The 23,648-nt window shown below is 60.5% G+C and carries 23 protein-coding genes and 1 pseudogene; 10 read left to right on the top strand and 14 right to left on the bottom strand.

The annotated features are described in order from the left end of the window. The first annotated feature begins 30 nt into the window (after positions 1–30). From argG to argH, 8 genes are read left to right on the top strand one after another with little or no spacing between them, the layout of a single operon-like run. Complete coding sequence (argG, locus tag JNM85_08065; GenBank protein MBL8088006.1) at positions 31–1,248, top strand: argininosuccinate synthase; 1,218 nt, start codon at positions 31–33, stop codon at positions 1,246–1,248. Continuing rightward, on the top strand, positions 1,245–2,303 hold the full coding sequence (locus tag JNM85_08060; protein ID MBL8088005.1) for a hypothetical protein: 1,059 nt from the start codon (positions 1,245–1,247) through the stop codon (positions 2,301–2,303). The genes argG and JNM85_08060 overlap by 4 nt, the downstream gene beginning before the upstream one ends. Next, positions 2,293–3,345, top strand: coding sequence for an N-acetyl-gamma-glutamyl-phosphate reductase (gene argC, locus JNM85_08055; GenBank protein MBL8088004.1), 1,053 nt, complete (start codon positions 2,293–2,295; stop codon positions 3,343–3,345). Before JNM85_08060 ends, argC begins: the two co-directional genes overlap by 11 nt. A 2-nt stretch (positions 3,346–3,347) precedes the next feature. Beyond that, the gene (locus JNM85_08050; GenBank protein ID MBL8088003.1) at positions 3,348–4,472 is read left to right on the top strand and encodes an aspartate aminotransferase family protein; all 1,125 of its coding nucleotides are present in this window, start codon (positions 3,348–3,350) and stop codon (positions 4,470–4,472) included. After that, positions 4,469–5,467 carry an N-acetylornithine carbamoyltransferase gene (locus JNM85_08045; protein ID MBL8088002.1) on the top strand — a complete coding sequence of 333 codons (999 nt, stop codon included), beginning with the start codon at positions 4,469–4,471 and terminating at the stop codon, positions 5,465–5,467. The genes JNM85_08050 and JNM85_08045 overlap by 4 nt, the downstream gene beginning before the upstream one ends. Beyond that, positions 5,454–6,329 carry an acetylglutamate kinase gene (gene argB / locus JNM85_08040; protein ID MBL8088001.1) on the top strand — a complete coding sequence of 292 codons (876 nt, stop codon included), beginning with the start codon at positions 5,454–5,456 and terminating at the stop codon, positions 6,327–6,329. Before JNM85_08045 ends, argB begins: the two co-directional genes overlap by 14 nt. Further along, positions 6,326–7,402 (top strand): M20/M25/M40 family metallo-hydrolase, encoded by a 1,077-nt coding sequence (locus JNM85_08035; protein ID MBL8088000.1) that lies wholly within the window; start codon positions 6,326–6,328, stop codon positions 7,400–7,402. Before argB ends, JNM85_08035 begins: the two co-directional genes overlap by 4 nt. Next, positions 7,399–8,589: an argininosuccinate lyase gene (gene argH, locus JNM85_08030; GenBank protein MBL8087999.1), complete on the top strand. Its 1,191-nt coding sequence runs from the start codon at positions 7,399–7,401 to the stop codon at positions 8,587–8,589. Before JNM85_08035 ends, argH begins: the two co-directional genes overlap by 4 nt. Here the strand turns inward: argH and JNM85_08025 are convergent. Next, positions 8,579–9,034 (bottom strand): HIT family protein, encoded by a 456-nt coding sequence (locus tag JNM85_08025; protein MBL8087998.1) that lies wholly within the window; start codon positions 9,032–9,034, stop codon positions 8,579–8,581. The genes argH and JNM85_08025 overlap by 11 nt on opposite strands. 37 nt (positions 9,035–9,071) lie before the next feature. On the opposite strand from JNM85_08025, the gene JNM85_08020 reads away from it, so the two are divergent. Then, entirely contained in the window at positions 9,072–10,394 is a 1,323-nt protein-coding gene (locus tag JNM85_08020; protein ID MBL8087997.1) for a hypothetical protein, read from the top strand. Here JNM85_08020 and JNM85_08015 read toward each other — a convergent pair. The 12 genes and pseudogenes from JNM85_08015 to JNM85_07960 form a co-directional block, all read right to left on the bottom strand. Continuing rightward, entirely contained in the window at positions 10,309–12,234 is a 1,926-nt protein-coding gene (locus JNM85_08015; GenBank protein ID MBL8087996.1) for a GNAT family N-acetyltransferase, read from the bottom strand. The genes JNM85_08020 and JNM85_08015 overlap by 86 nt on opposite strands. Positions 12,235–12,269: 35 nt before the next feature. Further along, positions 12,270–12,509, bottom strand: a complete 240-nt coding sequence (locus JNM85_08010; protein MBL8087995.1) for a hypothetical protein — start codon at positions 12,507–12,509, stop codon at positions 12,270–12,272. Between the two features lie 112 nt (positions 12,510–12,621). Then, on the bottom strand, positions 12,622–14,745 hold the full coding sequence (locus JNM85_08005) for a sodium/proton-translocating pyrophosphatase (GenBank protein ID MBL8087994.1): 2,124 nt from the start codon (positions 14,743–14,745) through the stop codon (positions 12,622–12,624). Positions 14,746–14,787: 42 nt separating this feature from the next. Beyond that, positions 14,788–15,795: pseudogene (locus tag JNM85_08000) on the bottom strand (sodium/proton-translocating pyrophosphatase). A 219-nt stretch (positions 15,796–16,014) separates the two neighbouring features. Next, the gene (locus JNM85_07995; protein MBL8087993.1) at positions 16,015–16,737 is read right to left on the bottom strand and encodes a hypothetical protein; all 723 of its coding nucleotides are present in this window, start codon (positions 16,735–16,737) and stop codon (positions 16,015–16,017) included. Positions 16,738–16,803: 66 nt separating this feature from the next. Next, positions 16,804–17,541 (bottom strand): hypothetical protein, encoded by a 738-nt coding sequence (locus JNM85_07990; protein MBL8087992.1) that lies wholly within the window; start codon positions 17,539–17,541, stop codon positions 16,804–16,806. Then, the gene (locus JNM85_07985; protein MBL8087991.1) at positions 17,538–18,086 is read right to left on the bottom strand and encodes an RNA polymerase sigma factor; all 549 of its coding nucleotides are present in this window, start codon (positions 18,084–18,086) and stop codon (positions 17,538–17,540) included. The genes JNM85_07990 and JNM85_07985 overlap by 4 nt, the downstream gene beginning before the upstream one ends. A gap of 86 nt (positions 18,087–18,172) precedes the next feature. Continuing rightward, positions 18,173–18,634: a hypothetical protein gene (locus JNM85_07980; GenBank protein MBL8087990.1), complete on the bottom strand. Its 462-nt coding sequence runs from the start codon at positions 18,632–18,634 to the stop codon at positions 18,173–18,175. Between the two features lie 2 nt (positions 18,635–18,636). After that, a complete protein-coding gene (locus JNM85_07975; GenBank protein MBL8087989.1) occupies positions 18,637–20,478 on the bottom strand; it encodes a hypothetical protein in 1,842 nt (613 codons plus the stop codon). A gap of 10 nt (positions 20,479–20,488) precedes the next feature. Beyond that, positions 20,489–21,076 carry a hypothetical protein gene (locus JNM85_07970; protein ID MBL8087988.1) on the bottom strand — a complete coding sequence of 196 codons (588 nt, stop codon included), beginning with the start codon at positions 21,074–21,076 and terminating at the stop codon, positions 20,489–20,491. A gap of 8 nt (positions 21,077–21,084) precedes the next feature. Further along, the gene (locus JNM85_07965; protein MBL8087987.1) at positions 21,085–21,537 is read right to left on the bottom strand and encodes a type II secretion system protein; all 453 of its coding nucleotides are present in this window, start codon (positions 21,535–21,537) and stop codon (positions 21,085–21,087) included. A gap of 134 nt (positions 21,538–21,671) precedes the next feature. Beyond that, positions 21,672–22,037 carry a prepilin-type N-terminal cleavage/methylation domain-containing protein gene (locus tag JNM85_07960; protein MBL8087986.1) on the bottom strand — a complete coding sequence of 122 codons (366 nt, stop codon included), beginning with the start codon at positions 22,035–22,037 and terminating at the stop codon, positions 21,672–21,674. 172 nt (positions 22,038–22,209) lie between these two features. Between JNM85_07960 and JNM85_07955 the strand changes: the two genes are divergently transcribed. Next, complete coding sequence (locus JNM85_07955) at positions 22,210–23,025, top strand: M48 family metalloprotease (GenBank protein ID MBL8087985.1); 816 nt, start codon at positions 22,210–22,212, stop codon at positions 23,023–23,025. Here the strand turns inward: JNM85_07955 and JNM85_07950 are convergent. Next, a complete protein-coding gene (locus JNM85_07950) occupies positions 23,012–23,548 on the bottom strand; it encodes an HD domain-containing protein (GenBank protein ID MBL8087984.1) in 537 nt (178 codons plus the stop codon). The two genes, JNM85_07955 and JNM85_07950, sit on opposite strands and share 14 nt — an antisense overlap. Positions 23,549–23,648 lie beyond the last annotated feature (100 nt).

Raw genomic sequence — 23,648 nt, 5'->3', positions numbered from 1 at the left:
ACTTATGATCAATGTGCAATAATATGCGCTATGAATCTTGGCTCTGCTGATCCTCGACCGCGTGTCGCGCTCGCCTTCTCCGGCGGGCTCGATACGCGGTGGTGCATCCCGAAGCTGCTTGATTCAGGCTACGAAATTGTCACCGTGACCGTCGATGTGACCGGTGACGGGCAAGCGGATGCAACCGCATTTGCCGAACTCTCCAAACAACTCGGGGCAATCGATCATGTGCATATTGATGCGTCAAATGCATACTATGCTGATACGTTGCGCCTGTTGATCGCTGGGAACGTTTTACGCGGTGGCACCTACCCGCTGTGCGTGGGCGCGGAGCGCAACCTACAGGCGCAAGAAGTCGCTAGGGTCGCGGTTGCGAAAGGGTGCGAGGCGGTCGCCCATGGCTGCACTGCCGCGGGGAACGACCAGGTCCGGTTTGAGATTACGCTGCGTAGCGTCGCGAGCGAGCTGAACGTGATCGCTCCGGTGCGAGACCTCGCTCCCAGCCGAGCTGAACAGATCGAGGACCTGGAGAAGCTCGGCTATCCGGTGCCAGAGAAGGCACAGTACTCGGTCAATGCGGGGCTCTGGGGCGTCACCATCGGTGGCAAAGAGACGACCGGTACCGCCGAGTCGATCCCGGAGTCGCAGTGGCTCTGGACCCGAAACGCCTTCGACCATCCGATGCCCTCTCGCCTCATCAAGATCGGATTCAGAGACGGTACACCGGTTGCACTCGACGGGGACGAGCTCGAACCGGTGATCTGCATCACCGAGCTGAATACTCTCGGTGGGTCATACGGCATCGGGCGGGGGATCCATCTCGGCGAGACCATCCTTGGAATCAAGGGGCGCGTCGCGTTCGAGGCCCCGGCCGCGACGATCCTCATCGCGGCGCACCGGGAGCTCGAGAAGCTCGTTTTGACGAAGCGACAGATCCAAGCCAAAGATGCGGTGTCGGCCATGTACGGCGATTGGATTCACGAAGGGTTGGCGTGCGATCCGGCGTGCCGAGACATTGAGTCGTTGCTCACCTCCAGCCAGCAGCGAGTGACCGGTGAAGTCGCTGTGCGGCTCCGCACGGGGAGCTTCATGGTCGAGGGAGTTCAGTCGCCGTATTCGCTTCATGCCGCATCGCGCGCAGTGTACGGTGAGGCGGTAGGTGAGTGGACCCCCGCCGAGGCGCTTGGCTTCTCACGACTGTTTGGACTCTCAAGCGTGCTGCACGCCCGAGCGGGAGAGAAAGCGTGAAAGCGGTCGTCCTGGACAAGATCGCCTCGGTGACGCGCAACTGCACCCTGCGACGCGACGCCCGGCTAGGCTCGGACATACACTGTAACGAGGGGGACGTCCTAGCGGTGCGCATCCTCAACAACAAGTCTTCGTACAACCAACTTGAGCTACCGTCGGGTCGCATGTCCACCCTCAAGGCCGGCGACGTCATCGCCGGTGCGCTAGGCCACCGCAATGCGCTGCTCGGCTATGCCGGGGTAATCCCGAGTAGCTTGGCTGTCGGCGATACGATCCAGCTCTTAAACCTTGGAGGCGTTCTCGGCACGTGCACGGCGTACTCCCCGGCAGTCGGGAAACCGTTCGAGTGCGAAGTGCTTGGCCAAGTCTTAGAGTTTCCCGTACTCCAAAGCCGCAAGGGCGTGCCCGCCAATATAGCCCGAGTCGTAGGGCCACTCGATGAAGGGCTCGATGTCGGCGAAGTCCCGATCATCGGAGTGATCGGCACGTGCATGAACTCGGGCAAAACGGAGGCGTGTCTCGCGATCATCCAACAGTTCGTCCGCCGGGGCTTGAACGTGATGGCAGCGAAAGCAACCGGGGTCAGCCTGCGGCGCGACATCCTCGCAATGGAGGATGCGGGTGCATCGCGCACGATGATCTTCACCGACCTCGGCATCGTCACAACCAGCCGATCGAACGGATTGGGGAGTGCGCGAACAATGCTGAACCGCCTCGCCGCGGATCGACCGGACGTGATTGTGCTCGAGCTGGGCGACGGTCTGCTCGGCGAATACGGGGTCGATTCAATCCTTGCCGATCCGTCGTTGCGCAAGGCGTTCCGAGGGACCGTCCTCGCCGCGGGCGATCCCGTGGGAGCATGGGGCGGAGTCGAACTGCTCCAAGCTCGTTACGATCTGTGCCCGCACGTCATCACCGGGCCCGCCACTGACAATGAGTCCGGCACCAAAATCCTCACCCGCGAGACCGGGATCAGCGGGGTCAACGCCCGCCAGAATCCGGCCGAACTTGCCAACGCTGTGATCAACCGAATGGAGCTTGCCCGTGCTATCTAAAACGATTCCCACTCTCGTCCTTGGAGGGAGCGGCTATGTCGCTGCCGAGGTCATGCGCCTGCTGCTGGGCCATCCGAACTTCCGGATCGAGGCGGTCATCTCGACCACGCACGCAGATCAGCGGGTGGACGAGCAGTTCCCCCACCTGGCGGGCGCAGCTCGCGATTTGGCGTTCAGCGATCTGTCGGTCGCGAAGGAGCTGATCGCCTCCAAGCGTCAGCTTGCGGTCTTCTCAGCGCTCCCTCACGGGGAGACGGCCGCCGCGCTGGACGACCTGCTGAAGGGCTCCGGCGATGCCGTTCGCGTGGTGGATATGTCAGCAGACTTCCGTTACCCGGGGGCCGACCAGTACGAAGCGATCTATGGCAAAGAGCACGGGGCCAAGGGTCTGATGCACCGTTTCATCTGCGCCTGTCCGGACCTGCAGAAGGAGACTCCCGATGCTTACATCGCCCATCCAGGTTGCTTCACCACCACGGTCGTGCTCGCCTTGGCTCCGCTCCAAGCGCTCGAACTCACGGTCCCGAACTACGCGGTGAGCGCAGTCACCGGTAGTACCGGAGCCGGTCGGCAACCCCGCGCCGGTACGCACCATCCCGAACGCCAAAGCGCTTTGTGGTCCTACGAGCCATTGCGCCACCGGCACCAAGCGGAAATGACGATGATCGCCGCGCGTTTCGGCACGACTCCGACTTTGGCGTTCGTTCCGCATTCCGGTCCGTTCGCGCGCGGTATCCATGCAACCGTCTTTGCCCAGCTCCACCGACCACATTCCGCTGAGGAAATCGTCCAGCAGCTCCAAGAGTTCTATTCGGCAACTCCGTTCGTGCAGGTCGGTACACGCATGCCTAGCGTCAAGGAGATCGCGGGATCGAATCGCTGCCACATCGGGGTAGCCGTCCAGGGGCAACAGTTGGTGCTGACCTCGGTCATCGACAACCTGGTGAAGGGTGCGGCTGGCGGCGCTGTGCAGTGGATGAATCGGCTCTGCGGCCTGGACCAAGCGGCAGGGCTGATGCACCCCGTGCCGGGCTGGATCTGACCATGGAGTTCCCCGTCTACACACGCATCGGTCCAGAGTTGGTCTCCGGTTGCGGCGTCACCGTGCGCGACGGGCACGGTCGCGAGTACATCGACTTTTACGGCGGCCACGCGGTGGCTTCGCTAGGCTACAGTCATGCCGGTCTGAGCCAGGCCATCTCCGCGCAGGCAAAGGACCTTGTGTTTCAATCCAATGCGATTGAAGTGCCGGTCCGCACGCGCGCAGTCGAACGGCTGGTTGGGCAACTGCCTAGCGGCGTGGACCACGTGCTCTTGGTGAACTCGGGCGCGGAGGCCAACGAGAATGCCCTGAGGCTTGCGCTGACCCATACGCAGCGCCTACGCGTGACGGCTCTGCGCGGAGCATTTCACGGCAGAACCGCGGCGGCGGCCGCCATCACCGACGGATCGACCAGCTGGTACGGGTTTCCGAATCGACCTTTCGAAGTCGACTGGCTTGAGCCCGAAGATCTTGATGGGCTGGAGAGCGCGGTCACCGACCAGACGGCGGCGTTCATTTTCGAGCCAGTCCAAGGGGTCGCGGGGGCCAGGACACTGAGCACCGAGTTCGTTCAGGCTGCACGGCGGCGCTGCACGGAAACGGGTGCACTCATGATCGCCGACGAAGTCCAGACCGGCGCGGGTCGTTGCGGAACCTTCTTCGCGATCGAAGCGCTGAGAGTCATCCCTGACATTCTCACGGCTGCCAAAGGGCTCGCGGGCGGATTCCCGATTGGGGCGACCTGTGCAGGTTCCGAGCTTTGCAAAGACTTGCCGAAAGGAAGCTACGGTACTACCTTCGGCGGCGGGCCCATGGCGTGTGCCGCGATGGATATCACGATCAAGGCGGTGAGTCGGCCTGCGTTCCTTGCGAATGTGAATCGGATCAGCCAACGACTGATGACAGAAACCAGAGGCGGCGTGGTCCGCAGCGTTTCTGGGCGGGGCCTACTCATCGGACTGCACACCATCCGCCCGAGCCGAGATGTCCGGGCCGAGTTGCTCGATGCCGGTTTCATCACTGGCGATGCCAAGGACCCCAACGTTGTGCGCCTGCTACCTCCCTTGGTCATCGATGACGCCGCGGTCGATACTTTCTTAGCGGCGCTTCGCAAGGTGCCAGCATGAGGAACTATCTCTCCCTCACGGATTTAGCGAGCGATCAGACCGAGATGCTTCTTCGGCTTTCGGACTATTTGAAGACCCATCCCGATGCAAGGCCGCTGGCGGGCAAGGTCGTTGGCTTGCTCTTCATGAACCCAAGCTTGCGCACACTCGCCTCGATTCAGTCGGGGGTGGCGCAGCTTGGCGGCGGATCGTTCGTGATCCAGCCGGGCTCGGGCTCGTGGCAACTGGAGACCCGCGACGGTATCGTTATGGATGGCGCGGAACAAGAACACCTGCGCGAGGCGATTCCGGTGCTTGCGCAGTATTGTGACCTGCTCGGCGTGCGCTGCTTTGCGAAGCAGCAGTCGCTCAGCGAGGATCTGGCTGACGGACTGATGCGGCAGATCGCCGACCTGTCCCCAAAGCCCGTCATCAACATGGAATCGGCGTCAGACCACCCATGCCAAGCCCTCGCCGACTGGAAAACGCTCGATGACATCGACGTCCCTCGTGACGGCAAATTTGTCTTGAGTTGGGCGTACCATCCCAAACCGCTCCCGTATGCCGTCCCACGCGCCGCGCTCATGATGGCTGCCCGGCGTGGCATGCACGTCACCGTGCTGCGTCCGGCTGGATACGACCTGCCGGATCAGATCCTGGTCGAAGCCCGCGCCTACACCAGAGTACAGACTACCGACGATCGGGTCGTTGCGCTTGATGGTGCCCACGTCTTGTATTGCAAGTCGTGGTGCCGCCCCGACCTGTACGGCCATCCTGATGCCGAACTCGCCGCCCGGTCCCACCTTCGCGATTGGTGCGTGGCCGAATCATGGTTCGAATCGGCACGCCCCAACGCAAAATTTATGCACTGCCTCCCGGTAAGGCGCAATGTGAAAGTCGCCGACGAAGTGCTCGATGGGCCGCGCAGCATCGTGCTGGCCCAAGCTGCAAATCGGCTGCACGTGCAGAAGGCGATCATGACCCACCTCATGGAGAAGAACAATGGAGCATCCTAGCCCCGTCGCATCGCTCAGGCACGCGATTCCCTATCTGCGGCACCACCGCGGCCAGACCTTTGTCGTCAAGTGCGGCGGGGAAGGGCTACGCACGCAAGAAGAGGCGCTCCGGGTCCTGGAGCAACTGCAAGTCCTGCACGATCTGGGAGTTCGCGTCGTATTCGTCCATGGCGGTGGAACCCAAGCAAACGAACTGGCAAAGCGGCTGGGGGTCGAGTACACCTTCGTGGAGGGTCGTCGAGCAACCAGTCGCGAGATGCTGCAGGTCTCGATCTTGGCGCTCAACGGGGAAGTTCAAGCGACGCTGCTCGGAGCCTGCCGCAAGCTGGGAGTGGATGCGGTCGGCCTCTCTGGCATCGACTCGGGGCTCATCCAAGCTGAGCCGCGCAGCAAAGTCCCCATCGACTTTGGGCATGTCGGCGAGATCGTCGGGATCGATACCAAAGTCCTGGAATCACTCTTGGATCGTGGTCATCTCCCGATCGTAAGCCCTCTTGCGGCCGACGCCAACGGCGAGCCTCTGAACATCAACGCCGACACCGTCGCAGCAGCGATCGCCGTTGCGATCGGAGCTTCCAAACTCATCATGCTCACGGGGGCGGAAGGGATTCTGGAGACGTTTGGCGACCCGACTACGCTGATTTCGCAGCTGGCGCTCACCGAGCTCGAAGCCCTGATCGAGTCTGGAAAGTTGTCGGGAGGCATGTTGCCCAAATCGTCCGCGATTCATTCGGCGCTGAAGGGTGGCGTCGATCGGGTCCACGTCATCGGATTTGGGTACCCCGATTCGATCTTGACCGAGCTCTTCACAAACGAGGGGTGCGGCACGCTCATCAGCCTTACTGAGTGTGACCTCCTATGACCGAAGCGCAGCTGCTGCAACTCCACCGGGACCTGGTCCGAATCCCCAGCGTTTCGCATGAAGAAGGTGAGATCGCTGACTTCGTGTCCGAGTTTCTGAGCAGCGCAGGAGTCGAGGTGCACCGCCTGCATCACAACGTCATCGCGCGGACTGGTCGCGGCCAGCGGTTGCTTTTAAACTCACACCTCGACACCGTGCCCCCAAACTCTAGCTGGACGCGCGATCCGTGGGATCCGGCTCAAGAGGACGGGCGGGTCTATGGTCTGGGCAGCAACGACACGAAGGCCAGCGTCGCCGCAATGATCGCTGCCTTCTTGCGGGCCCACGAGTCCGGAGGACCCTGCGAGGTCGTCCTCATGCTTGTCGGCGACGAAGAGACCGGCGGGCTGGGGACCGAAGTCGCTTGGCCCTGGCTGCGCGACGAACTGGGCTGGCGACCCAACGGCGTCGTGGTGGGTGAGCCCACCGATCTCCACATCGGAACTGCGCAAAAGGGGCTCATGATCTTGAACCTGATCGCCCGTGGCACTGCCTGCCACGCCGCCAATGCCGACTCCTTGGGCATCGATTCGCCGGGTTGGCAACTTGCGCGTGACCTCGTCGCCCTAAAGAGCGCAAACCTGGGATCTCCGCACCCCGAGCTTGGTCCAACGACCCTCCAAGTCACCATGCTACGGGGCGCAGAGGTTTCCAATCAGGTCCCCGGCCAAGCCTCGGCGACGCTAGATATTCGAACCTCGCCGGGCATAGAGCACGGGGCGCTGGTGGACTATTTGAGCTCGCTGGTCGAAGGTGAGATCGAACCACGTTCGACTCGGCTCTTGCCATATGCGTGTCCACCCGATGCGGCAATTGTCAGAGCTGCGCAGCAAGCCGCACCGGACCGCCGGACTTTCGCGAGCCAAACGATGAGCGATCAAGTTTTCTTCCAAGACGTCCCCACGATCAAGGTGGGCCCAGGGGTCTCAGCCCGGTCGCACTCCGCCGACGAGTTCGTCCTTGAGAGCGAGCTTCTCGATGGGGCGCGCTTCTATTCCGCACTGATCGACCGGTTCGCAGAGGTGGCTTCATGAGTCGCCTGTGGGAGAAGGGGACCGCGGTGGACGCCGCGGTTCTGGAGTTCACCGTAGGTGACGACGTGACCCTGGACGCGCGGCTCGTCGGGCACGATTGCACCGCAAGTGTTGCCCACGCCCGCATGCTCGCACGGTGTGGCTACCTCAGCACGGAAGACGCCGAGCGGTTGGCAGTAGCACTGAGCGATCTAGCGGCAGAACACGCACAAGGGCAGTGGTCGATTCTTCCCCAGCAAGAGGATTGTCACACAGCCATTGAAGCGCACCTGACCATGCGGCTGGGTGACCTGGGCCAGCGGATCCACCTCGGCCGCTCGCGCAACGATCAAGTGCTGACTGCGATGCGGCTTTACCTGCGCGCTGAAGCGGAGGAGATGCGCAACCTGGCCGCCGCCGCGTCAAACGCGTTCAACGCTCTCGTCGTGCGCCAGGGCAATCTGAGCATTCCCGGCTACACTCACCTGCAACGCGCGATGCCCAGTACCGTTGCGGATTGGGCAGGTGCGCATGCCGCCGAGCTGATGCATAGCGCGGACACGTTGGATGCGCTCAGCGGACTGTGGAACCTGTGCCCGCTCGGCTCGGCCGCAGGCTACGGCACGCCGGGACTCGTACTCGATCGCGTATGGGTGGCAGAAGAACTCGGATTCGCTAGCCCGCAGGAACCTGTAACCGCGGTGCAACTCAGTCGCGGCAAAGCGGAGTCGGCGTTTGCGTTCGCATGCACGCTACTGCAGGGTGATCTGAGCCGTGCGGCATCGGACCTGGTGCTCTTCGCGACCACGGAGTACGGCTTTGTCACCCTCGATCCAGCTTTCACGACCGGTTCATCGATCATGCCTCAGAAGCGCAACCCCGACGTCTTCGAGCTGATTCGCGCCCATGCGACGCAGGCCAATGCCGATCTCGCCGCGATCCAAGCGCTCACGACGCGGCTGTCGAGCGGGTACTTCCGGGACCTGCAATTGATGAAGGCACCGCTCTTTCGGTGCATCGACCGGACCAAGGCGTGCCTCAGCATTGCGGCCCATGCGCTCGGAGGCGTGAGGTTCAATCCCGCGACGCTCGACCATGCCATGACGCCCGACCTCTATGCTGCCGAGCGTGCTTATGCGCTCGTCCAGGGGGAAGGGATCTCGTTCCGCGAGGCGTATCGACGCGTTGCCGCCAAGCTCAATCTCTGAGCCGTCGCCTAATCTGCTGGATCAAGTCCTCGTGTCTCACGCGATCGAACAAGTGCTCTGCAGCCTCGTCCTCGGTGGGCATGCACTGCCACACCGGCAGCAGGGGCTCCGGTTCATTGAGATACCGCGGGAAGACGTGCCAATGGTGGTGATGGCACACGTTCCCCAGGGCCTCGGTGTTGAGCTTGTTCGGTCGGACGGCGAGCCTCACCGCCTGCGCCAGCCGCGCCATGTCGTCAAGGTATTGCTTGCGGAAGAGCGGCTCAAGCTCGTCCAGCTCCGTTGCGGGCTCTTTGCATATCAGGAGTGAATAACCGTAGAAATACTGGGATGGCCCAAGCACGGCGAAGCCAGATTCCATCTCGGAGATGAGGCGCGGGTGCGATCCGTCGCGACATAGAATGAGCTGATCGCACAATTCACACGGAATCTGATGGAGCGCCATAATTCGCTCATTATCCCGCGTAGAACGAATGTCTAGCATGAACTTTCCGGAATCGGTCCAATACATTGCATCGCTGGAAAAACGCGGTTGGCGGCTCGGCCTCGACCGCATGGATGAGTTCGTGTTTCAGGCGGGCTTGGGAGATGCCATAGGGATCGGCGAGCGCGGGCCCAGGTTCGTACACGTCGCCGGGACGAACGGCAAAGGCAGCGTCACGGCAATGCTCCAAAGCATGCTGGTGGAGCATTGCCATGTGACAGGTGCGTTCTTCAGTCCGTACGTGTACGACATCCGCGAGCGGGTGCAGCTCGGGCGTCAACATATCTCCGAAGAGGAATTCGCCCGGTTCACGACTCAGCTCCGTCCCGTCGCGGAGGCACTGGAGAAGACCGAGTTCGATGGCCCAACGGAGTTCGAATTCAAGACCGCGCTCGGCTTTGCCTATTGGAAGGCAATGCAGGCCCGGTGGGTCGCGCTCGAGGTCGGTCTGGGTGGTCGGCTCGACGCCACCAATGTGGTGACACCCCGGTGTTCGGTCATCACCAGCATCGGCTGGGACCACATGAGCATTCTGGGTTCGACGCTGGGGGAAATCGCGACCGAGAAGGCCGGGATTATCAAACCGGGCGTACCTGTGATCGTAGGACCCATGCTCTCGGAGCCGCGCGAGGCGATTCTGCGTCGCGCGGACGCGGTGGGAGCACCGGCTTACTTGCTGGGTCGCGATGTCTTGTTGGAATTCTCGGGCGACTGCTATGCGGTGGCGACCCCCTTCGGTGAAGTCGGCGGTCTGAAACCGGGGCTGACCGGAATGATGCAGGCGGAAAACATGGCGCTCGCGGTGGCGGCGATGCTGGCGTCCGGAGCTGGCTCTGATCCCGCCGCCCTCGCGCGGGGTGCGGCCCGCGCCTTCATCCCTGGGCGTTTTCAACGGACCGAGCACGCGGGGGTGCCCTTCATTTTGGATGGAGCGCACAATCTGAACTCGGCAGAGAACTTGAGCGCGACGCTCGCAAAAGAAGGGATTCGGTCGGTGGTACTCATCTCGAACATGATCGACGGGCATGACCTGGGAACCTTCTACACACCGCTCAGGGGCGTCATCGAGAGCATCATCGTTCCGCCCATCATCTTCTACCGGGCGCGGGAGCCCCATGTCACTGCCGACGCTTTGAAGCAAGTTGGCTTCGCAGTAGAGACGGTCGCGAACGATGCGGAAGCGATCTTAGCCGCGTGCGCTGCCGCCCGGGCCTGTCACGCCGACGCGGTTCTTGTCACAGGGAGCTTCTACTTGGTAGGTCAGATCGGTCGGGCGCTGGGACTTGGGGTGCACTCCGAGTCGGCGTCACCTCAAGCGTGAAAACCTTCATGTCCTCTTCGTGGGTCACGGCGTAGGGAAGTCCGCACGTCTCCATGAGGTGGATCATCGCGCGATTATCCTGCTCGATGTAACCCTTGAGTGCGACGATGCGCTGGCTACGCGCATGGTCGATTAGGGCGGCGAGCAACACGCGACCCAGGCCGCGGCCGCGATAGGGGTCGATGATGGCGAACGCGAGTTCGGCAGTCATGTCGACGTCATTGAAAATAGCGCGCGCTGTCGCCACAATCGTCTCGACCTCCCCCACGCGCTCCGTCGCGACTAAGGCCATGTGCCGTTGATAATCGACGTTCACCAGGTCGCTCACGACCCGGTCGCTGAGCATGCGGATCGCGCGGTGGAATCGGTGGTGCACCGCCTCGGGGCTGAGCGTGTGGAAGTGCCGTCGCAGCAGCTGATCGTCGGTGGGCAAAATCGGACGTAGCCACAGCGCGGTGCCGTCATTAAGATGGATTTCGCGCGCCAAGTGGGCGGGGTAGTTCACCTCCACCGACGGCTGATCTTGGGGCACTAGACCGAGCTCCTTTGCCTGTGCCAGCAGCGCGTCGCGGAAGCTCGGATGGGCGATGCGGATGAGGGCGAGCGCTCGCTGCCGAAGCGTCTTGCCATGCAGGTAAGCGACTCCGTACTCGGTCACCACGTACCGGACGTCGGCGCGCGAGGTAACGACGCCTGCGCCTGGGGCGAGCTGAGCCACAATGCGGCTGACTTCGCCCCCGCGAGCCGTTGAGGGCAAGGTGAGGATCGGCTTGCCGCCCTTGCTGAGAGACGCTCCGCGAATGAAATCCACTTGACCGCCGATACCGCTATAGATCCGGCTGCCGATGCTATCGGCGACGACTTGGCCGGTAAGATCCACCTCCAACGCACCATTGATCGCAACCATCCGATCATTTCGAGCGATCACGTTCGGGTCGTTTACGTACTCGGTGGGCGCAAGGTAGAAGAACGGGTTGTTGTGAATCGCATCGTAGGTGGGTCGGGTTCCCAATACAAATGTGGCGACCACCCGGTCACGGTGCAGCGTCTTCTGCCTGCAATTCACGTTGCCGCGTTCAATGGCCGCGACCAGTTCATCGCCAAAGAGCTCGGTGTGGATACCAAGGTCGTTCTTGTCTCCAAGCGCGTTCAAAACCGCGCTTGGGATTGCTCCGATGCCGGTCTGCAGCGTCGCCCCATCGTCGATCATCACTGCGATGTTACGGCCGATCTGAGCGGTCACCGGATCGCTGGTACTCGAAGAGAACTCGATGATGGGAGTCTCCACAGCGACAAAGGCGTCAATCTCTGATACGTGCAGGAACCCGTCTCCAAGAGTGCGGGGCATGTTCGGGTTGACCTCGGCGATCACCGATCGCGCCGAACGACACGCGGCGTAGCCAATGTCCACGCTCACTCCCAGCGAGCAGAACCCGTGGTCGTCCGGAGGGCTGACACTCACGAGAGCGACATCGAGACCCAGCTGCCCGGACTTGAACAGTCGAGGGATGTCGCTCAGGAAGACTGGCATGTATTCGACCCGGCCCGCATCGCTGGCTGCACGCGTGTTCGGGCCGATGAAGAACGCAACGTGGCGGAAGCTCTCCCGGAGGCCCGGCTCGACGTATGGGGCGGGACCAAAGGTGGCGAGGTGGACCACCTCGACTCCGCTGAGCCGATCGGCATGATTGACGAGTTCGGCGGTGAGCGTGACCGGATGCCCGCAGTTTGAGCCAACGTAGACCCGATCCCCGCTTCGGATACGCGCGATGGCTTGTTGCGCGGAAACGGTCTTCTGAACGAACTCTTGCTCGAATCGGTCGCTCGGCATATCAGGCACCGTGCCTGATTAGGAGCTTACTCGCGGAGGCACATTTACCGCAGGATGGCGTCCAGAACGATGTCGCGAAACTCTTGGCGGCCCTTCAGAGCGTGCATGGCATGATTGACGTTGTCGTGGATATCGCCTGCGCCATCCGAGTCCATCTTGAGGGTGCCCCGAATGTAGGCAACCCCATGGGAGACACGCAGGTCAGCCATAGAAGTGTCGATCTTCCGCTTCAGAAACTCTAGCCGAAGGTGCTTCAGCGCATGAACATCGCGAATATCTGACATCGAACGCCTCCAAGAAGGGGATTCGACATAGGATTACTCTGACCTGCTCCAAAAAAGTTGCCCCGAAGTCCAGATGAACTTCGGGGCGTGTTGCTCGGGTTCCGAGCTTCGTTTACGCTTCGTCCGTCGTGCCCTTGAGGCCATCGCTGAGCGAGCCTCGCTTGGACCACATGAAGGAGAATGCAAGTGCCAGGACCGCGACGACCGTGATGGAGATCGTGATCGCATGGTCCATCGGCTTGATGATGACCGGAGCGAGCAACAGCGCGACCAGGTTCATAACCTTGATCAGCGGGTTGAGCGCTGGGCCAGCCGTGTCCTTGAACGGGTCGCCGACGGTATCGCAGACAACGCCAGCCTTGTGAGCTTCCGTGCCCTTGCCACCGTGCAGGCCGTCTTCGATGAGCTTCTTCGCGTTATCCCAGAGGCCGCCCGAGTTGGCGAGCATCACAGCCAGCAGCTGACCCGAAAGGATCGTTCCGGCCAAGAAGCCACCCAGAGCTTGTGCGCCACCGAGATTCACCTGCACACCACCGACGTACTGCGGTGCCGCGCCGATGCTGAAGCCAAAGGCCACCGCTACCGGCAGGAAGATCGCGAGAATGCCAGGGCCCATGAGCTCCTTCTGAGCAGCAGCGGTGACGATCGCCACGCAGCGGCTGTAGTCGGGCTTGGACGTGCCAGCCATGATCCCCTTGTCTTCGCGGAACTGCCGTCGAACCTCATTGATGAGGTCGAACGCAGCGCGACCCACGGCGTTGATCGAGAACGCAGCGAACAGGTACGGAGCGGCACCACCGATGAGAAGGCCGAGGAAGATCTCGGGCACTTCAAGTCGCATGCCTGCTTCTGTAAGTTTCGCCGATTCGACATAGCTGTGGAACAGTGCGACCGCCGCAACCACCGCGGTGGCGATTGCGAAGCCCTTGGTCAGAGCCTTGGTCGTGTTGCCTGCCGCGTCAAGGCGCTGAATGCCCTTGCTCGCTTCAGGATTTGCGTGGCCAGCTCCTGACATCTCAAAAACGCCCTGGGCGTTGTCCGAGATCGGACCGAAGGTGTCCATCGCGAGGATGTAACCCGTGGTCGTGAGGAGTCCGAGACCCACCAGAGCGATGCCGTAGAAGCTAAGGATATAGCCACCGAACAGCGCAGGCGGGAAGATGAAGAGCGGCGCCATCAGCGACACCACGATGGCAAGAACCGAGAACACGCTCGATTCCATACCGTAGCTCATACCCTGAATGATCATCGGGGCTGGGCCTGCGGTGGCCATCTTTCCAACTTCCTGGACCGGCTTGCGGTGCGTGGAAACGTAGTAGTCGGTGAGCATCTCGAAGGCAAATGCCATGAGAAGCCCGAAGAGTACACACGCGAGGAATCGCCACCAGTCGGCGTTGATCACCTTCGCGCCAACCGTATCCATGCGTTTGACCTCAGGCGGGGCGACCGAACCGTCAGTGGCCTTCTGAGACTCTTCCGTACCCTTCTTCACGGCGTCGGGCGAGAGCTTGTAGTAGCTCGCGTCGAATCCGAGCGGAGAGACCTGGTCTTTCATGTCGAAGTTCACAATCCCGACCGCGAGATCGCCCTTCGTGTTGGCCATGATCTGAACATCCCAAGTCTTGCCACTCGGCTCGACCTTGAGGTTCTTGTTGGTCTCCGTGGCTTGCTTGATCAGTCGATCGAGCGTCGCCTTGTCCATTGGGCCGAACTTGCCCATTTGAGTCTGGGTCGTCGGCTGCGCCGGCGGAGTCGCCGGAGTCGTCTGGGTGACCTTGATCTCCCAAACCTTTAGCTGCTTGTCGGCAATGGGCTTTCCGGCCTCATCGTACTGTGCCTTCAGGAACTCGCCCAGTGTGATGTAGTCTGTTGACGGTGCGGGTGTTGCCGACTCTTGCGGTTTCGGAACCGCGTAGCCCAGAACAGGGTTCTGAGTGTCCTTGTAGTTGACTCGGGCGAATCCTTCAAGCGCCTTCGCTTCTGGTCGCTTCTCGCGATCCATGCCGAGGAAGCTGGTGAGCACACCCTTCTTGTCTTCGCGACCAAGTTCCAGATCCTTGTAGAACTTCTCGTCCTTCAGATCTTCGCCCTTGACCTTCTTGACATCGCCATCGTACTTTTTACTGGCGATGCGGTCCTGAGCTTCCTTGATCACGTCGAACAGTTCCTGCTGACCCTGCTGTTGCGTAACAATCTTGGCGGCCTGAATCGGCGCACCGCCCATTCCGCCCATCATGAAGTAGGCAAGTCCGCCGGTCAGAACTGCAGCAATCGCTGCCGATGCGTAGAAGCCCTTTCGGATCGCCTTCAGCGGATCGCTGTCGATGTCGTCAGAGCCCTTCACCGAATAGATGCCGATGATGGAGGCAAGGATGCCAACGCCGCGCGCCATGAGCGCGAACAGCACGAGTTTCATCCAAGTCTGCTGATCAAAGATTGCCGCCGTGGCCGCACCGAGAATGATGGCGGCGACGAGCGTGACCTCGTACGATTCGAAAACGTCCGCGGCCATACCTGCACAGTCACCGACGTTGTCGCCGACGTTGTCAGCAATCGTTGCCGGGTTGCGCGGGTCATCCTCAGGGATGCCAGCTTCGACCTTGCCAACCAGGTCAGCTCCAACGTCCGCAGCCTTGGTAAAGATACCGCCACCAACGCGCATGAACAGTGCAGCCAACGAGCCGCCGAACCCAAAGCCCACCAAGAGCTTCATCGCATCGGCTTCGGCGAAGAGGAAGATCAAAGTTGCGCCAATAAGGCCCATGCCGACCGTGAACAGACCTGCAACTGCACCCGACCGGAAGGCCGTTCGCAGAGCGAGCGCGTAGCTCGTAAGGCCTGCGTGGGCAGTGCGCGTGTTCGCGCCGACGGCCATAACCATCCCCATGTAACCTGCGATGTACGACGCGGCAACGCCCGCCACGAAGCTCAATCCCAGGAACCCGGCCATGGTTGGGCCGTAATCCTTGTAGTGCGCGCCAAACAGTACCAAGCCGATGATCACCACGAAGATCGACATCGTGGCAACCTGCTGGCGAAGGTACGCCATGGCACCGGCCTGAATGGCGTCGCCGACTTCGACCATCTTCTCGTCACCGCGCGACTGCGCCATGAGAGAGCTGCGAAGTATGAGTGCGACGGCAATGGCGATGACGCCAAGGCCGAGCGAAATGAAGAGATAAATCTTATCCTGCGATGTGAACGAAAGTCGAACGTTCTCACCGCCCGCCGCAAAGGCCATGGTCGGCACCATCATCGCAACGATTGCCAGCAACATTGCTAGCATGCGAGGACTTGCCGCAGAAGCCTTGCTTCGGATTCGGTTGATAATCCAAGACATGAGTGGAAAACGACCCCCAAGTGTGTAGTCGATCGGAGCTTCGAGCACGAAACCCCGATCAATCGGGCGAATGATACCCGTGTTTGGGCCAAAAATGAACCCGAACAGGCTCAAAAGAGGGGCATTTACCGGGCTCTGACGTCGCCTGTTCCGAGCGCCTCGTGCCTAGTTCATGCGCGAAAGCTCGATGATGTCGGTTTTCCCCTCAAACTTCGCTAAATCTTTCTGTACAAGTTCCGCTTTCATTCTTGGAACATTGGTCAGCAGCGTGCACGGCACGGCAGCGATCATGTCCTTGACCTGATTACGGTTTAGTGCAAGAAGATGTTGCAGATGTTGGATGAGCTGTTCGTTCTTATGACCCGTTTCGGTCAAGATTAGCTCGTAACGCTTATCATCGGTCTTGGCCGCGAACTTGTGGGTTGCCTCGGTCGCCATCCCATCGCTCACCGCGATCGGGATCTCGCGGTCGCACTCCTCGCAAAGCAAACCCACGCTCTTCTCGCTGTAGTAGTTGAGCGTCCCGCAAAAACCGCATCGAACCTGGGAAACGCGCAGCAGGCGACCCTTCACGATGGGCATGAGCCGATGACATTGGACGCAGGTTTCGTCCTCCTGCGGCTCCTCCGTGAATACATTCTTGCCGTGACAGTACGGGCATGCGATGCTGAAGCTGGGCACCTTCTTGATCTGTTGGTAGCAGTAGATCGCGTATCCTAAAGAAGCTGTACCCCCGACGGCAAGCAGAATGCCCAGCACAAAGAGTGTTCCCTGGTAGTAAATGAACAGCGCGCCGAGCAGGACCGCGACCAGTCCGCCGATCCCAAATTCCAGCGCGTGCTCGCCGTGAACTTCTTGAACGTCTGAGCTTCTCTCTGTATGCGGCATAGTCCCTCGGGGCAGGCGTCCGCCGACCCTCAAGGATTAATGTTCGGCACCAGTACTAATTTTCCTTCAGCGATCTCGCAGATCGAGGTCACCTACGTGCGGGTCAGCGGCGGGTGTGCTGGGAAGTGCAGGCACGATGAGCACGTGTCCGGGCTCTTGCTCCAGCGGTGTAAACCCGAACTGCAAGCCCAGCGCCCGTAACACATCCATTGCCGGGACGCCCTCATAGTTCGCTGCGATCAGGTCGTCCTCGGTTCCAGGGGCGATCTCGATGATGAGGCCCGACTGACGTTGGATCTCCGCCAGTAGGCGCGAAAGCGGTTTCGGTTCCGATCTCAGAAAGATCAACTTCTGCGCTGGATCGACTTTTTGCGCCTCGCCGACCGGGGGCACCGAGCCCGGCTCCAGCGATTCGTGTGAGACTGGCCCCGATTCCTCGGGCGCAGGGATTGTCACCATCGGGCGCTGCTCGGCGGGTTGCACCACGACGGGCGACATTGCGGGTTGGCTCACCCTCTTTGCACCGTAGAACGCGGCAAAACCGATGAGGCAGAGCGCCATCGCGAATCCCGCCGTAACTGCATAGCGGGGCTGGGTGAATCGTGGCTCGACGTTCGGGCGGAAGGGGCGGCCTGCACTGAGCGGTTCCTCAGGACTGGCTGTACGAAGTCCTCGGACAAGGTTGACCCTCCGCATCAGTTCGGCGCGGTCCGAGGGGTAACGAAGGGCAAACGCCTCAATCGCCTCGTCATTCTCGTTCTCGGCGATGAGCCACATCAACTCGTCGTTGGGAGAGATGCTCATGAGCCCCATCCCCGGTAGTGCTTGGCAAACCGCTCGCGGGCGCGGAACAGGCGTGTTTTGGCAGCGTTCTCATTGCAGCCGAGGCTGAACGCGATCTCTGCCAGGCTCTGCTCTTGCCAGTAGTAAAGTCCCAGAACCGCACGGTCATCGCGGCTGAGCTGGCCCAGAGCAAAGGCGATTCTGGGGTCCGTGGAGGTGACAAATTGTTCGGTAGTGGTCGCGCTGTCTTCGCGCAGCTCCACGTCGTGGGCGCGGTGACGTAGCTTGCGCTTGTACTGGATCGCGCGATTGACCGCGATGCGATAGAGCCAAGTGGCGAACTGAGACCGACCGTCAAACTTGGCCAGCCCGCGGTATGCCGCGGTGAAGATCTCCTGAACGGAATCTTCCGTGTCTTCGGCATTCAGGAGGATGCCGTGGGCAATCACCTGGACCTTCGGATAGTAGCGTTGGTAAAGTCGCTCGAAACATTCAGAATCGCCCGCAAGAAACCCTTCGATGAGAATCGTATCCTCATCGAACTTCGCGGACGATATCGAATTCATTGCACGCGACACCACTACACCTTGCTTAGACGGTGGCCCTTGGCGAGAGGTTACCGCTGCGATGTGGGACGGTTGGCGTGCGATGCCTAGTTCGAGTCCTTCTTCGACTTTCGCTTTGCGGCGAGCTTGACCGCATCATAGGACGGCATGTTTCGGTCCGCGTACCGCTTCAAGCTGACCGCCGCGCCGACCCCGGCCGCGAGCAGCAGCCCGGCAAACCAAGGCGTAGGAGTAGATTTGGGCTTTGCGACGGGCTTTGCCGCGACCTTGAGGGTCTCGGCTGCCTGGACGTTTGCGTTGGCGACGTCGCTCGCGCCATCGCCGTCATTGTCTGTTGTCCATGGCACATCGGGGCGTGCCTCGATTCGTTTGGGCACAACTCCGACTTCACCAACGGTTTGGTTCATAGCCTGTTCCTGGGCGAGCCGCTCCTGGCTGGCTTCAGGGATCACGTCAACGTCAGACGGCTTATCCTTGTTCCAGCCCATCGCGGTCACGCTGCAACCAACAAGGGATGCCAAGACGAGGACTCGGTGTAGTGAGTTCATGGTTAGTCTCCGCTGCTAAATCCGCGGTCACGCCAAGTGCTGCGGAGCAAGATCGGGCTGCGGGGCAGCATCAAGTCGATGAGTGGCTGCTGAGTCAGCTGGCGCTCGCGGATACGGTTGTCGTAGTTCTGAATAACCGGCAAGCTCCAGATAACCATGGCTTCGTCCCGTGAAATGATCGTTCCATTGAACTTGACTCCACCGCCGCCCGAGCCCAGGTTGCCGCCGCCCACGAAATTCGTGTAGATAACGGCGTCGACTTGGTTAATGCCGGAGCTGATGGAATCTAGAGCCGAGTCGCCCAGGACGCTCTTGTAAAGCAGGGTTCCGGTCGAGTCCCTCTTGGTTGCGTCGTAAGCAGGGATCAGATTGCCAGCTTCGTCGTACCGGTCTTTCGTGAAGGGCGGCGTCATGTACTTCAGCGGGTACGGATTTGCAAACGTCTTCGGGTTGCCAAAGATAACGGAAGACCGAGCCGCCAGCCCCAAGAAGTCCCTTTTCTCATTGCTGTTGTCAATGGACGTCATGTTCGTTCCGCGGAAATCCGGCGGGTTCTTGTACGTGATCGAGCCGACGATGTGCACATTCCGGCCGGTGTAAATGGTTCCTTGACCTTCGACGGTCCCTTTGATCACCGCATCCTGAGTGATCGTGACCGGGCCGTTGATCTTGATCGGCTTGTCGGTCGTACCGACGAGGATCGCCGAGCCGGTGATGACGCCGTTTGTTGACAGTCGCACGTACTTGTTTTGACTGGAGCTCCAGGTCTCGACGTACGCACCTTGGTTGGCGTTCGGGTTCGCGGTCCCGTCCTTGAATGCGGTCTTCTTGTTGCTGTAGCTGTTGCTCTGGGTCTTGTAGTACTCCAGGTCGTTCAAGTCGGGCATGACGACTTCCTTCGTGGAAGTCGAATCAAGCACGGTGTTCGTGGCGGTGGCGCTAGTGCTCGTCCGATCCCACCCGCGGTAGCCCGCAGCATCACCCAAGAGCGCACCGCCAAAGCGGCCGTTTGCGACCGAAGCGGTCGAGTTGAAGACGAAGTCCTGCCACTGTTGGTGCGTCGCCGATCCAATCGCCCCAACCAAAGCCTCAGAGTAACTGGGACGCATCCGAGCATCGGTCGCTGCGCGGGTCGCATACGTCGAGTTGGCCCACTTGACCGGGCCTGTATTGATGAGTCCGACCGCGGCAGGCACGAGCTTGTCATTCACCGAAGCGTAGACAGAGCCGTTCACCGTCGGCGAGCCGTTCAGGAACTGGAAGTTTCCGTTCGCACGCATGTCGCCATTGACGATAAGATCGTTGGGTCCAAAGCCGTCCATCCACCCGTAGTTGTTAACGAAGTACGTGTAGTCAAACACCTGACTGCGAGCTAGCTCGTAGCGCGCCGTAACATCAACGACCTTGCGAGCCTCACCGGCATCCAGACGATTGTTGTTGTTCGCGTCGAAGTAACCAACAGACCGGACCACGACTTCACGCGCATACGTGTTGCCGTTCGGGGTGGTGTAGCTGATAATGCCAGCCGAGAACTTGCCTACGTTGTCAATCGAACCGACGTTGCTTGCTACTGGCGAGTCCTGGCTTGCGCCCGAGCACATCGAGTCCATCTCCGCAAAGTCCTGATCGACCTTGAAAGGTCGCCACAACTGCCGGAGAACCGACTGGGTGCCTGCTTCGCACAAGTGGCTCGCCGTGACGTCGAGGGTTTGCCGAGCGGAAGTCCGGACCGATTGCGTGGCGTGGGTCACATATGAAGCGGTTCCCACGGCCAAGAGGCCAAGGACGATGATGCTGCTGATGAGGACTGAGCCTCGATTTCGTTTTTGTCTCTTTTGCGGCATGGGTGACTCCTTACTGGGTTGTAGTGGGGACATTTCTCAAGAAGACCTCTTCACGTGCCCGCGCAGACTTCTTCACCGAACTCGATCCGTAGTTCTCAGCGACGAACATCACCGTGACTTGGCGCGTGACTGAACCTGTGCCGGCGGTGAACAGCCGGTAGTTGTTCGAACGACCGTCGAGCGCGCGCTCCTGAACCACTACATTCCTCAGCACAACGCGCTCGGTGGTGCCTTCCTTGATCACGACTGATTTGGTCGCACTCTTGTATTCGATGGAGCGGGAGACACCATCCCAGACGATAGGCACAACGTAGCTGCCGTTGGTCATTTGCGGTAGGCGATAAGTAAGGCTCTGACCGTTCGATGCGACGGTCACTTGCATCGCTTCCCGGAGTTCCTGGGTGACGGTTCTCATCCCCGATTGAACGCCCATCTCACTTGTAAGCTTTCCGGTTCCGTCCGCCCATCGGGACATTCCCGTGAGCAACGAAACAATGAGGGCAAACAGCACCACGGTACTGATGCCCGCGCCAACGACGACTTCGACCATCGTCGCGCCGGCGTGCCGCCTAGTTCGCTTTCGAGTCAGATGCTTCATCGTGTTTGTCATAGGTTCGCGACCAGCGTTCCGAGTACAAGCGAGTGGGTCTTGCCGCTCTCTCGGTAAGTGACTTCGATGGTGATGCGGCGCAAGTCTAAGTCGACTTGCTGGATGGTGATATACGCCTTTCCGGTGGGCAAAACTTGGGCTGCGCTGTCGCTTCGGTTGGAATCCACATTCGTGAATGCATACTTGTTGGTGCTAACCGGCGTTGCCGAGTCGATCGCTCCGTTCGTGAGCAGTTGCGCCGCGGTCAAGTTCGCATACCCGAGCGCCTTCACCCGCTCAAGCTGTTTCTGCGCGATGCCTGTTGCCGCATTGTTCAGGTCGGCACGCTCGCGAGAGGTCGTCGCGATGGGCAGTGTTGCCGCGAGGATAGCAGCCACCGTCCCCGTGATGAGGACGGCGAAGAGAACCTCTATTAGGGAGAACCCCTTTTGTTTTCGGTGCTGTTTCATAGCGGCTTCGTTCCTCTTCGCTTATTCCTCAGCAGAGCAAATTTCTACAAGGGTCAGTGCGAAACTAGTACAAATGCAAGAGAAAGGTCGTCGCGTTTCCGCGACGACCTTTCTAAGTGGTTTGCCCTAGTAGTTTAGGGGATGTTGAGGGCGTGGTCGCCACCGATGCTGCAAGTCGGATCCGTTCCAACTGCGGCGACATCGTAGGTACCACCCGACGGGCAAAGCGGCTCGGCCTTGATGTAGTCACCCGGAGTCGAACCGTCACCCCAAAGGTCGGCACCGTCAACGGCGTCACCCTCATTGAGGCGGTTCTCCATGGCGTACTGCTCCTTGCCGGAGTCAATCTGCTTCAGGTTGCCCATACAGGTCTTGGCCCGGCTTCGCTCTCGAGCTCGAACAAAGTTCGGCACGGCGATCGCAAGCAGGATGCCAATGATCAAAACGACGATCATGATTTCAACGAGCGTAAAGCCCTTTTTGTTTCGAGAGCGCTTCATAGTTTTTCTGCAAACCTTCCCATTGGAGATGTCGGAGCCATGGCCCCTTCGCTTTAGACCTTCCCGATCAGAAAGGTGCGGGCACACCGAAAAATTGCGGGGTTTTGTTCGTTCTTGAGTTCACTCCGCCGGAACGAGTACGCTGAGACCGTCGTCAAATCCGAAGGTAGCTATGAAGACAAAGATCCCCATCCTCGCACTAGTTCTGGCCTCTGCTGCGGTCTCGGCCACTGCCGATCCGTTCAAGATCTCTGCGAAGGAGCAGGCGGAACTTGGTCAGCGCGCCGCTGGTGAGGTCCGGAAGACGGAGAAAGTCCTGCCTGCGACCGATCCCCGCTCGATGTACGTGAGCTTTGTCGGCGAGAAGCTCCGCGCTCTGTATCTGCAGGACGACTCAAAGGAAAAGAATCCCAAGCCGTTCACCTACACCTTCGAAGTTGTGGAGAGCAAAGAGGTGAATGCCTTCGCTTTGCCTGGCGGGCCGACCTTTATCTACACCGGGTTGCTGGAAAAGCTGACCACGGAGGACGAACTCGCGGGCGTGATGGCCCATGAACTCACCCACGCGCGCGAGGAGCACTTCGCCAGCGACTACGCGGCTGCACAGCGCCGGGGCATCGGCCTCGCCGCACTCCTCACAATTCTGAATGCGAATCAGCAAGTGGTCAACGTCGCAAGCATCACCAACGACGTCGTCTTCGGCTCCAAGTTCAGCCGAAGGAGCGAGAACCGCGCCGACGAAGGCGGATATAAGCTCATGGTCCGCGCGGGCTACAACCCCGAAGGGATGGTGAAGCTATTTGAGCTCCTTGCCAAGCAGGGCGGGAGCAAGCCGCCGGAGTGGATGAGCACCCACCCGAGCGATAAGAACCGGATCACGAATATTCAGAAGTGGATCGACCGAGACAAGAAGAAAGGCGTCAAGTTCCCCGAGCTCACGAAGTTCGATGTGAAGCGGGGCAGCCGCGAGCGACTCAGCGATCGCTGAGGGCCTGGACCGCGCGCCACAGCCCGACATTCCGCTGCTCTGGAATAACATCGAGCAACCGGCGGGTTTGCCACAGATAGCGCTCTAGCTTCTTTTTTGAGCGTGTCCGCCACGCTTCTTCGACGTTCGAGAGCCGGTCGGCAAGCTTAATGACCTGGGCATCCGCCGGCATCGCCGCGACCTCCGCTATGAGCATGTCTGCCCTGAGTCGCCACACCGTCTCTGCATCCATCCCTCTGATCTGCGCGGCCGTCGGCTCGTCTCGGGTGAGATTCACGACGAGATCCACAATCCGAGCCGGGAACTTCGCCTGGAGGGTTTCTACCGTCACGGGAGTCTCTTCCAGCAGGTCGTGCAGCGCGGCCGCGCACAAGAGGCTTTCGTCTGTGACCTCGCCGACGACACGGAGCTTGTGCACGACGTCCATGGGGTGCATACAGTAGGGCAGCGCCGAAGTGCCCTCGCGGAGTTGGCCTCGGTGCGCGGCCACCATAAACTCTAAGGCTTCTTGGAGCAGAACCATCCCCCGATTCTCTCACACCACTTTAGGATTTGTACGCGCAACCCTATAGAACGAGGCCGAATCTCCAATAACCGAACTGACAGCCCCACATGGGCCCGAA

Origin of the sequence: Chthonomonas sp. (assembly GCA_016788115.1) — a bacterium.
In the GTDB taxonomy this organism is placed as follows: Bacteria; Armatimonadota; Fimbriimonadia; order Fimbriimonadales; family Fimbriimonadaceae; genus UBA2391.
This window is presented reverse-complemented; position numbering and strand designations above follow the sequence as displayed.

Bases quoted from the DNA above. Each gene is read 5' to 3' on its own strand.
- argG (MBL8088006.1), top strand. From the start codon at position 31: ATGAATCTTGGCTCTGCTGATCCTCGACCGCGTGTCGCGCTCGCCTTC.
- JNM85_08050 (MBL8088003.1), top strand. From the start codon at position 3,348: ATGGAGTTCCCCGTCTACACACGCATCGGTCCAGAGTTGGTCTCCGGT.
- JNM85_08045 (MBL8088002.1), top strand. From the start codon at position 4,469: ATGAGGAACTATCTCTCCCTCACGGATTTAGCGAGCGATCAGACCGAG.
- argB (MBL8088001.1), top strand. From the start codon at position 5,454: ATGGAGCATCCTAGCCCCGTCGCATCGCTCAGGCACGCGATTCCCTAT.
- JNM85_08035 (MBL8088000.1), top strand. From the start codon at position 6,326: ATGACCGAAGCGCAGCTGCTGCAACTCCACCGGGACCTGGTCCGAATC.
- argH (MBL8087999.1), top strand. From the start codon at position 7,399: ATGAGTCGCCTGTGGGAGAAGGGGACCGCGGTGGACGCCGCGGTTCTG.
- JNM85_08025 (MBL8087998.1), bottom strand. From the start codon at position 9,034: ATGGCGCTCCATCAGATTCCGTGTGAATTGTGCGATCAGCTCATTCTA.
- JNM85_08020 (MBL8087997.1), top strand. From the start codon at position 9,072: ATGAACTTTCCGGAATCGGTCCAATACATTGCATCGCTGGAAAAACGC.
- JNM85_08010 (MBL8087995.1), bottom strand. From the start codon at position 12,509: ATGTCAGATATTCGCGATGTTCATGCGCTGAAGCACCTTCGGCTAGAG.
- JNM85_08005 (MBL8087994.1), bottom strand. From the start codon at position 14,745: ATGATGGGCGGAATGGGCGGTGCGCCGATTCAGGCCGCCAAGATTGTT.
- JNM85_07995 (MBL8087993.1), bottom strand. From the start codon at position 16,737: ATGCCGCATACAGAGAGAAGCTCAGACGTTCAAGAAGTTCACGGCGAG.
- JNM85_07990 (MBL8087992.1), bottom strand. From the start codon at position 17,541: ATGAGCATCTCTCCCAACGACGAGTTGATGTGGCTCATCGCCGAGAAC.
- JNM85_07985 (MBL8087991.1), bottom strand. From the start codon at position 18,086: ATGAATTCGATATCGTCCGCGAAGTTCGATGAGGATACGATTCTCATC.
- JNM85_07980 (MBL8087990.1), bottom strand. From the start codon at position 18,634: ATGAACTCACTACACCGAGTCCTCGTCTTGGCATCCCTTGTTGGTTGC.
- JNM85_07975 (MBL8087989.1), bottom strand. From the start codon at position 20,478: ATGCCGCAAAAGAGACAAAAACGAAATCGAGGCTCAGTCCTCATCAGC.
- JNM85_07970 (MBL8087988.1), bottom strand. From the start codon at position 21,076: ATGAAGCATCTGACTCGAAAGCGAACTAGGCGGCACGCCGGCGCGACG.
- JNM85_07965 (MBL8087987.1), bottom strand. From the start codon at position 21,537: ATGAAACAGCACCGAAAACAAAAGGGGTTCTCCCTAATAGAGGTTCTC.
- JNM85_07960 (MBL8087986.1), bottom strand. From the start codon at position 22,037: ATGAAGCGCTCTCGAAACAAAAAGGGCTTTACGCTCGTTGAAATCATG.
- JNM85_07955 (MBL8087985.1), top strand. From the start codon at position 22,210: ATGAAGACAAAGATCCCCATCCTCGCACTAGTTCTGGCCTCTGCTGCG.
- JNM85_07950 (MBL8087984.1), bottom strand. From the start codon at position 23,548: ATGGTTCTGCTCCAAGAAGCCTTAGAGTTTATGGTGGCCGCGCACCGA.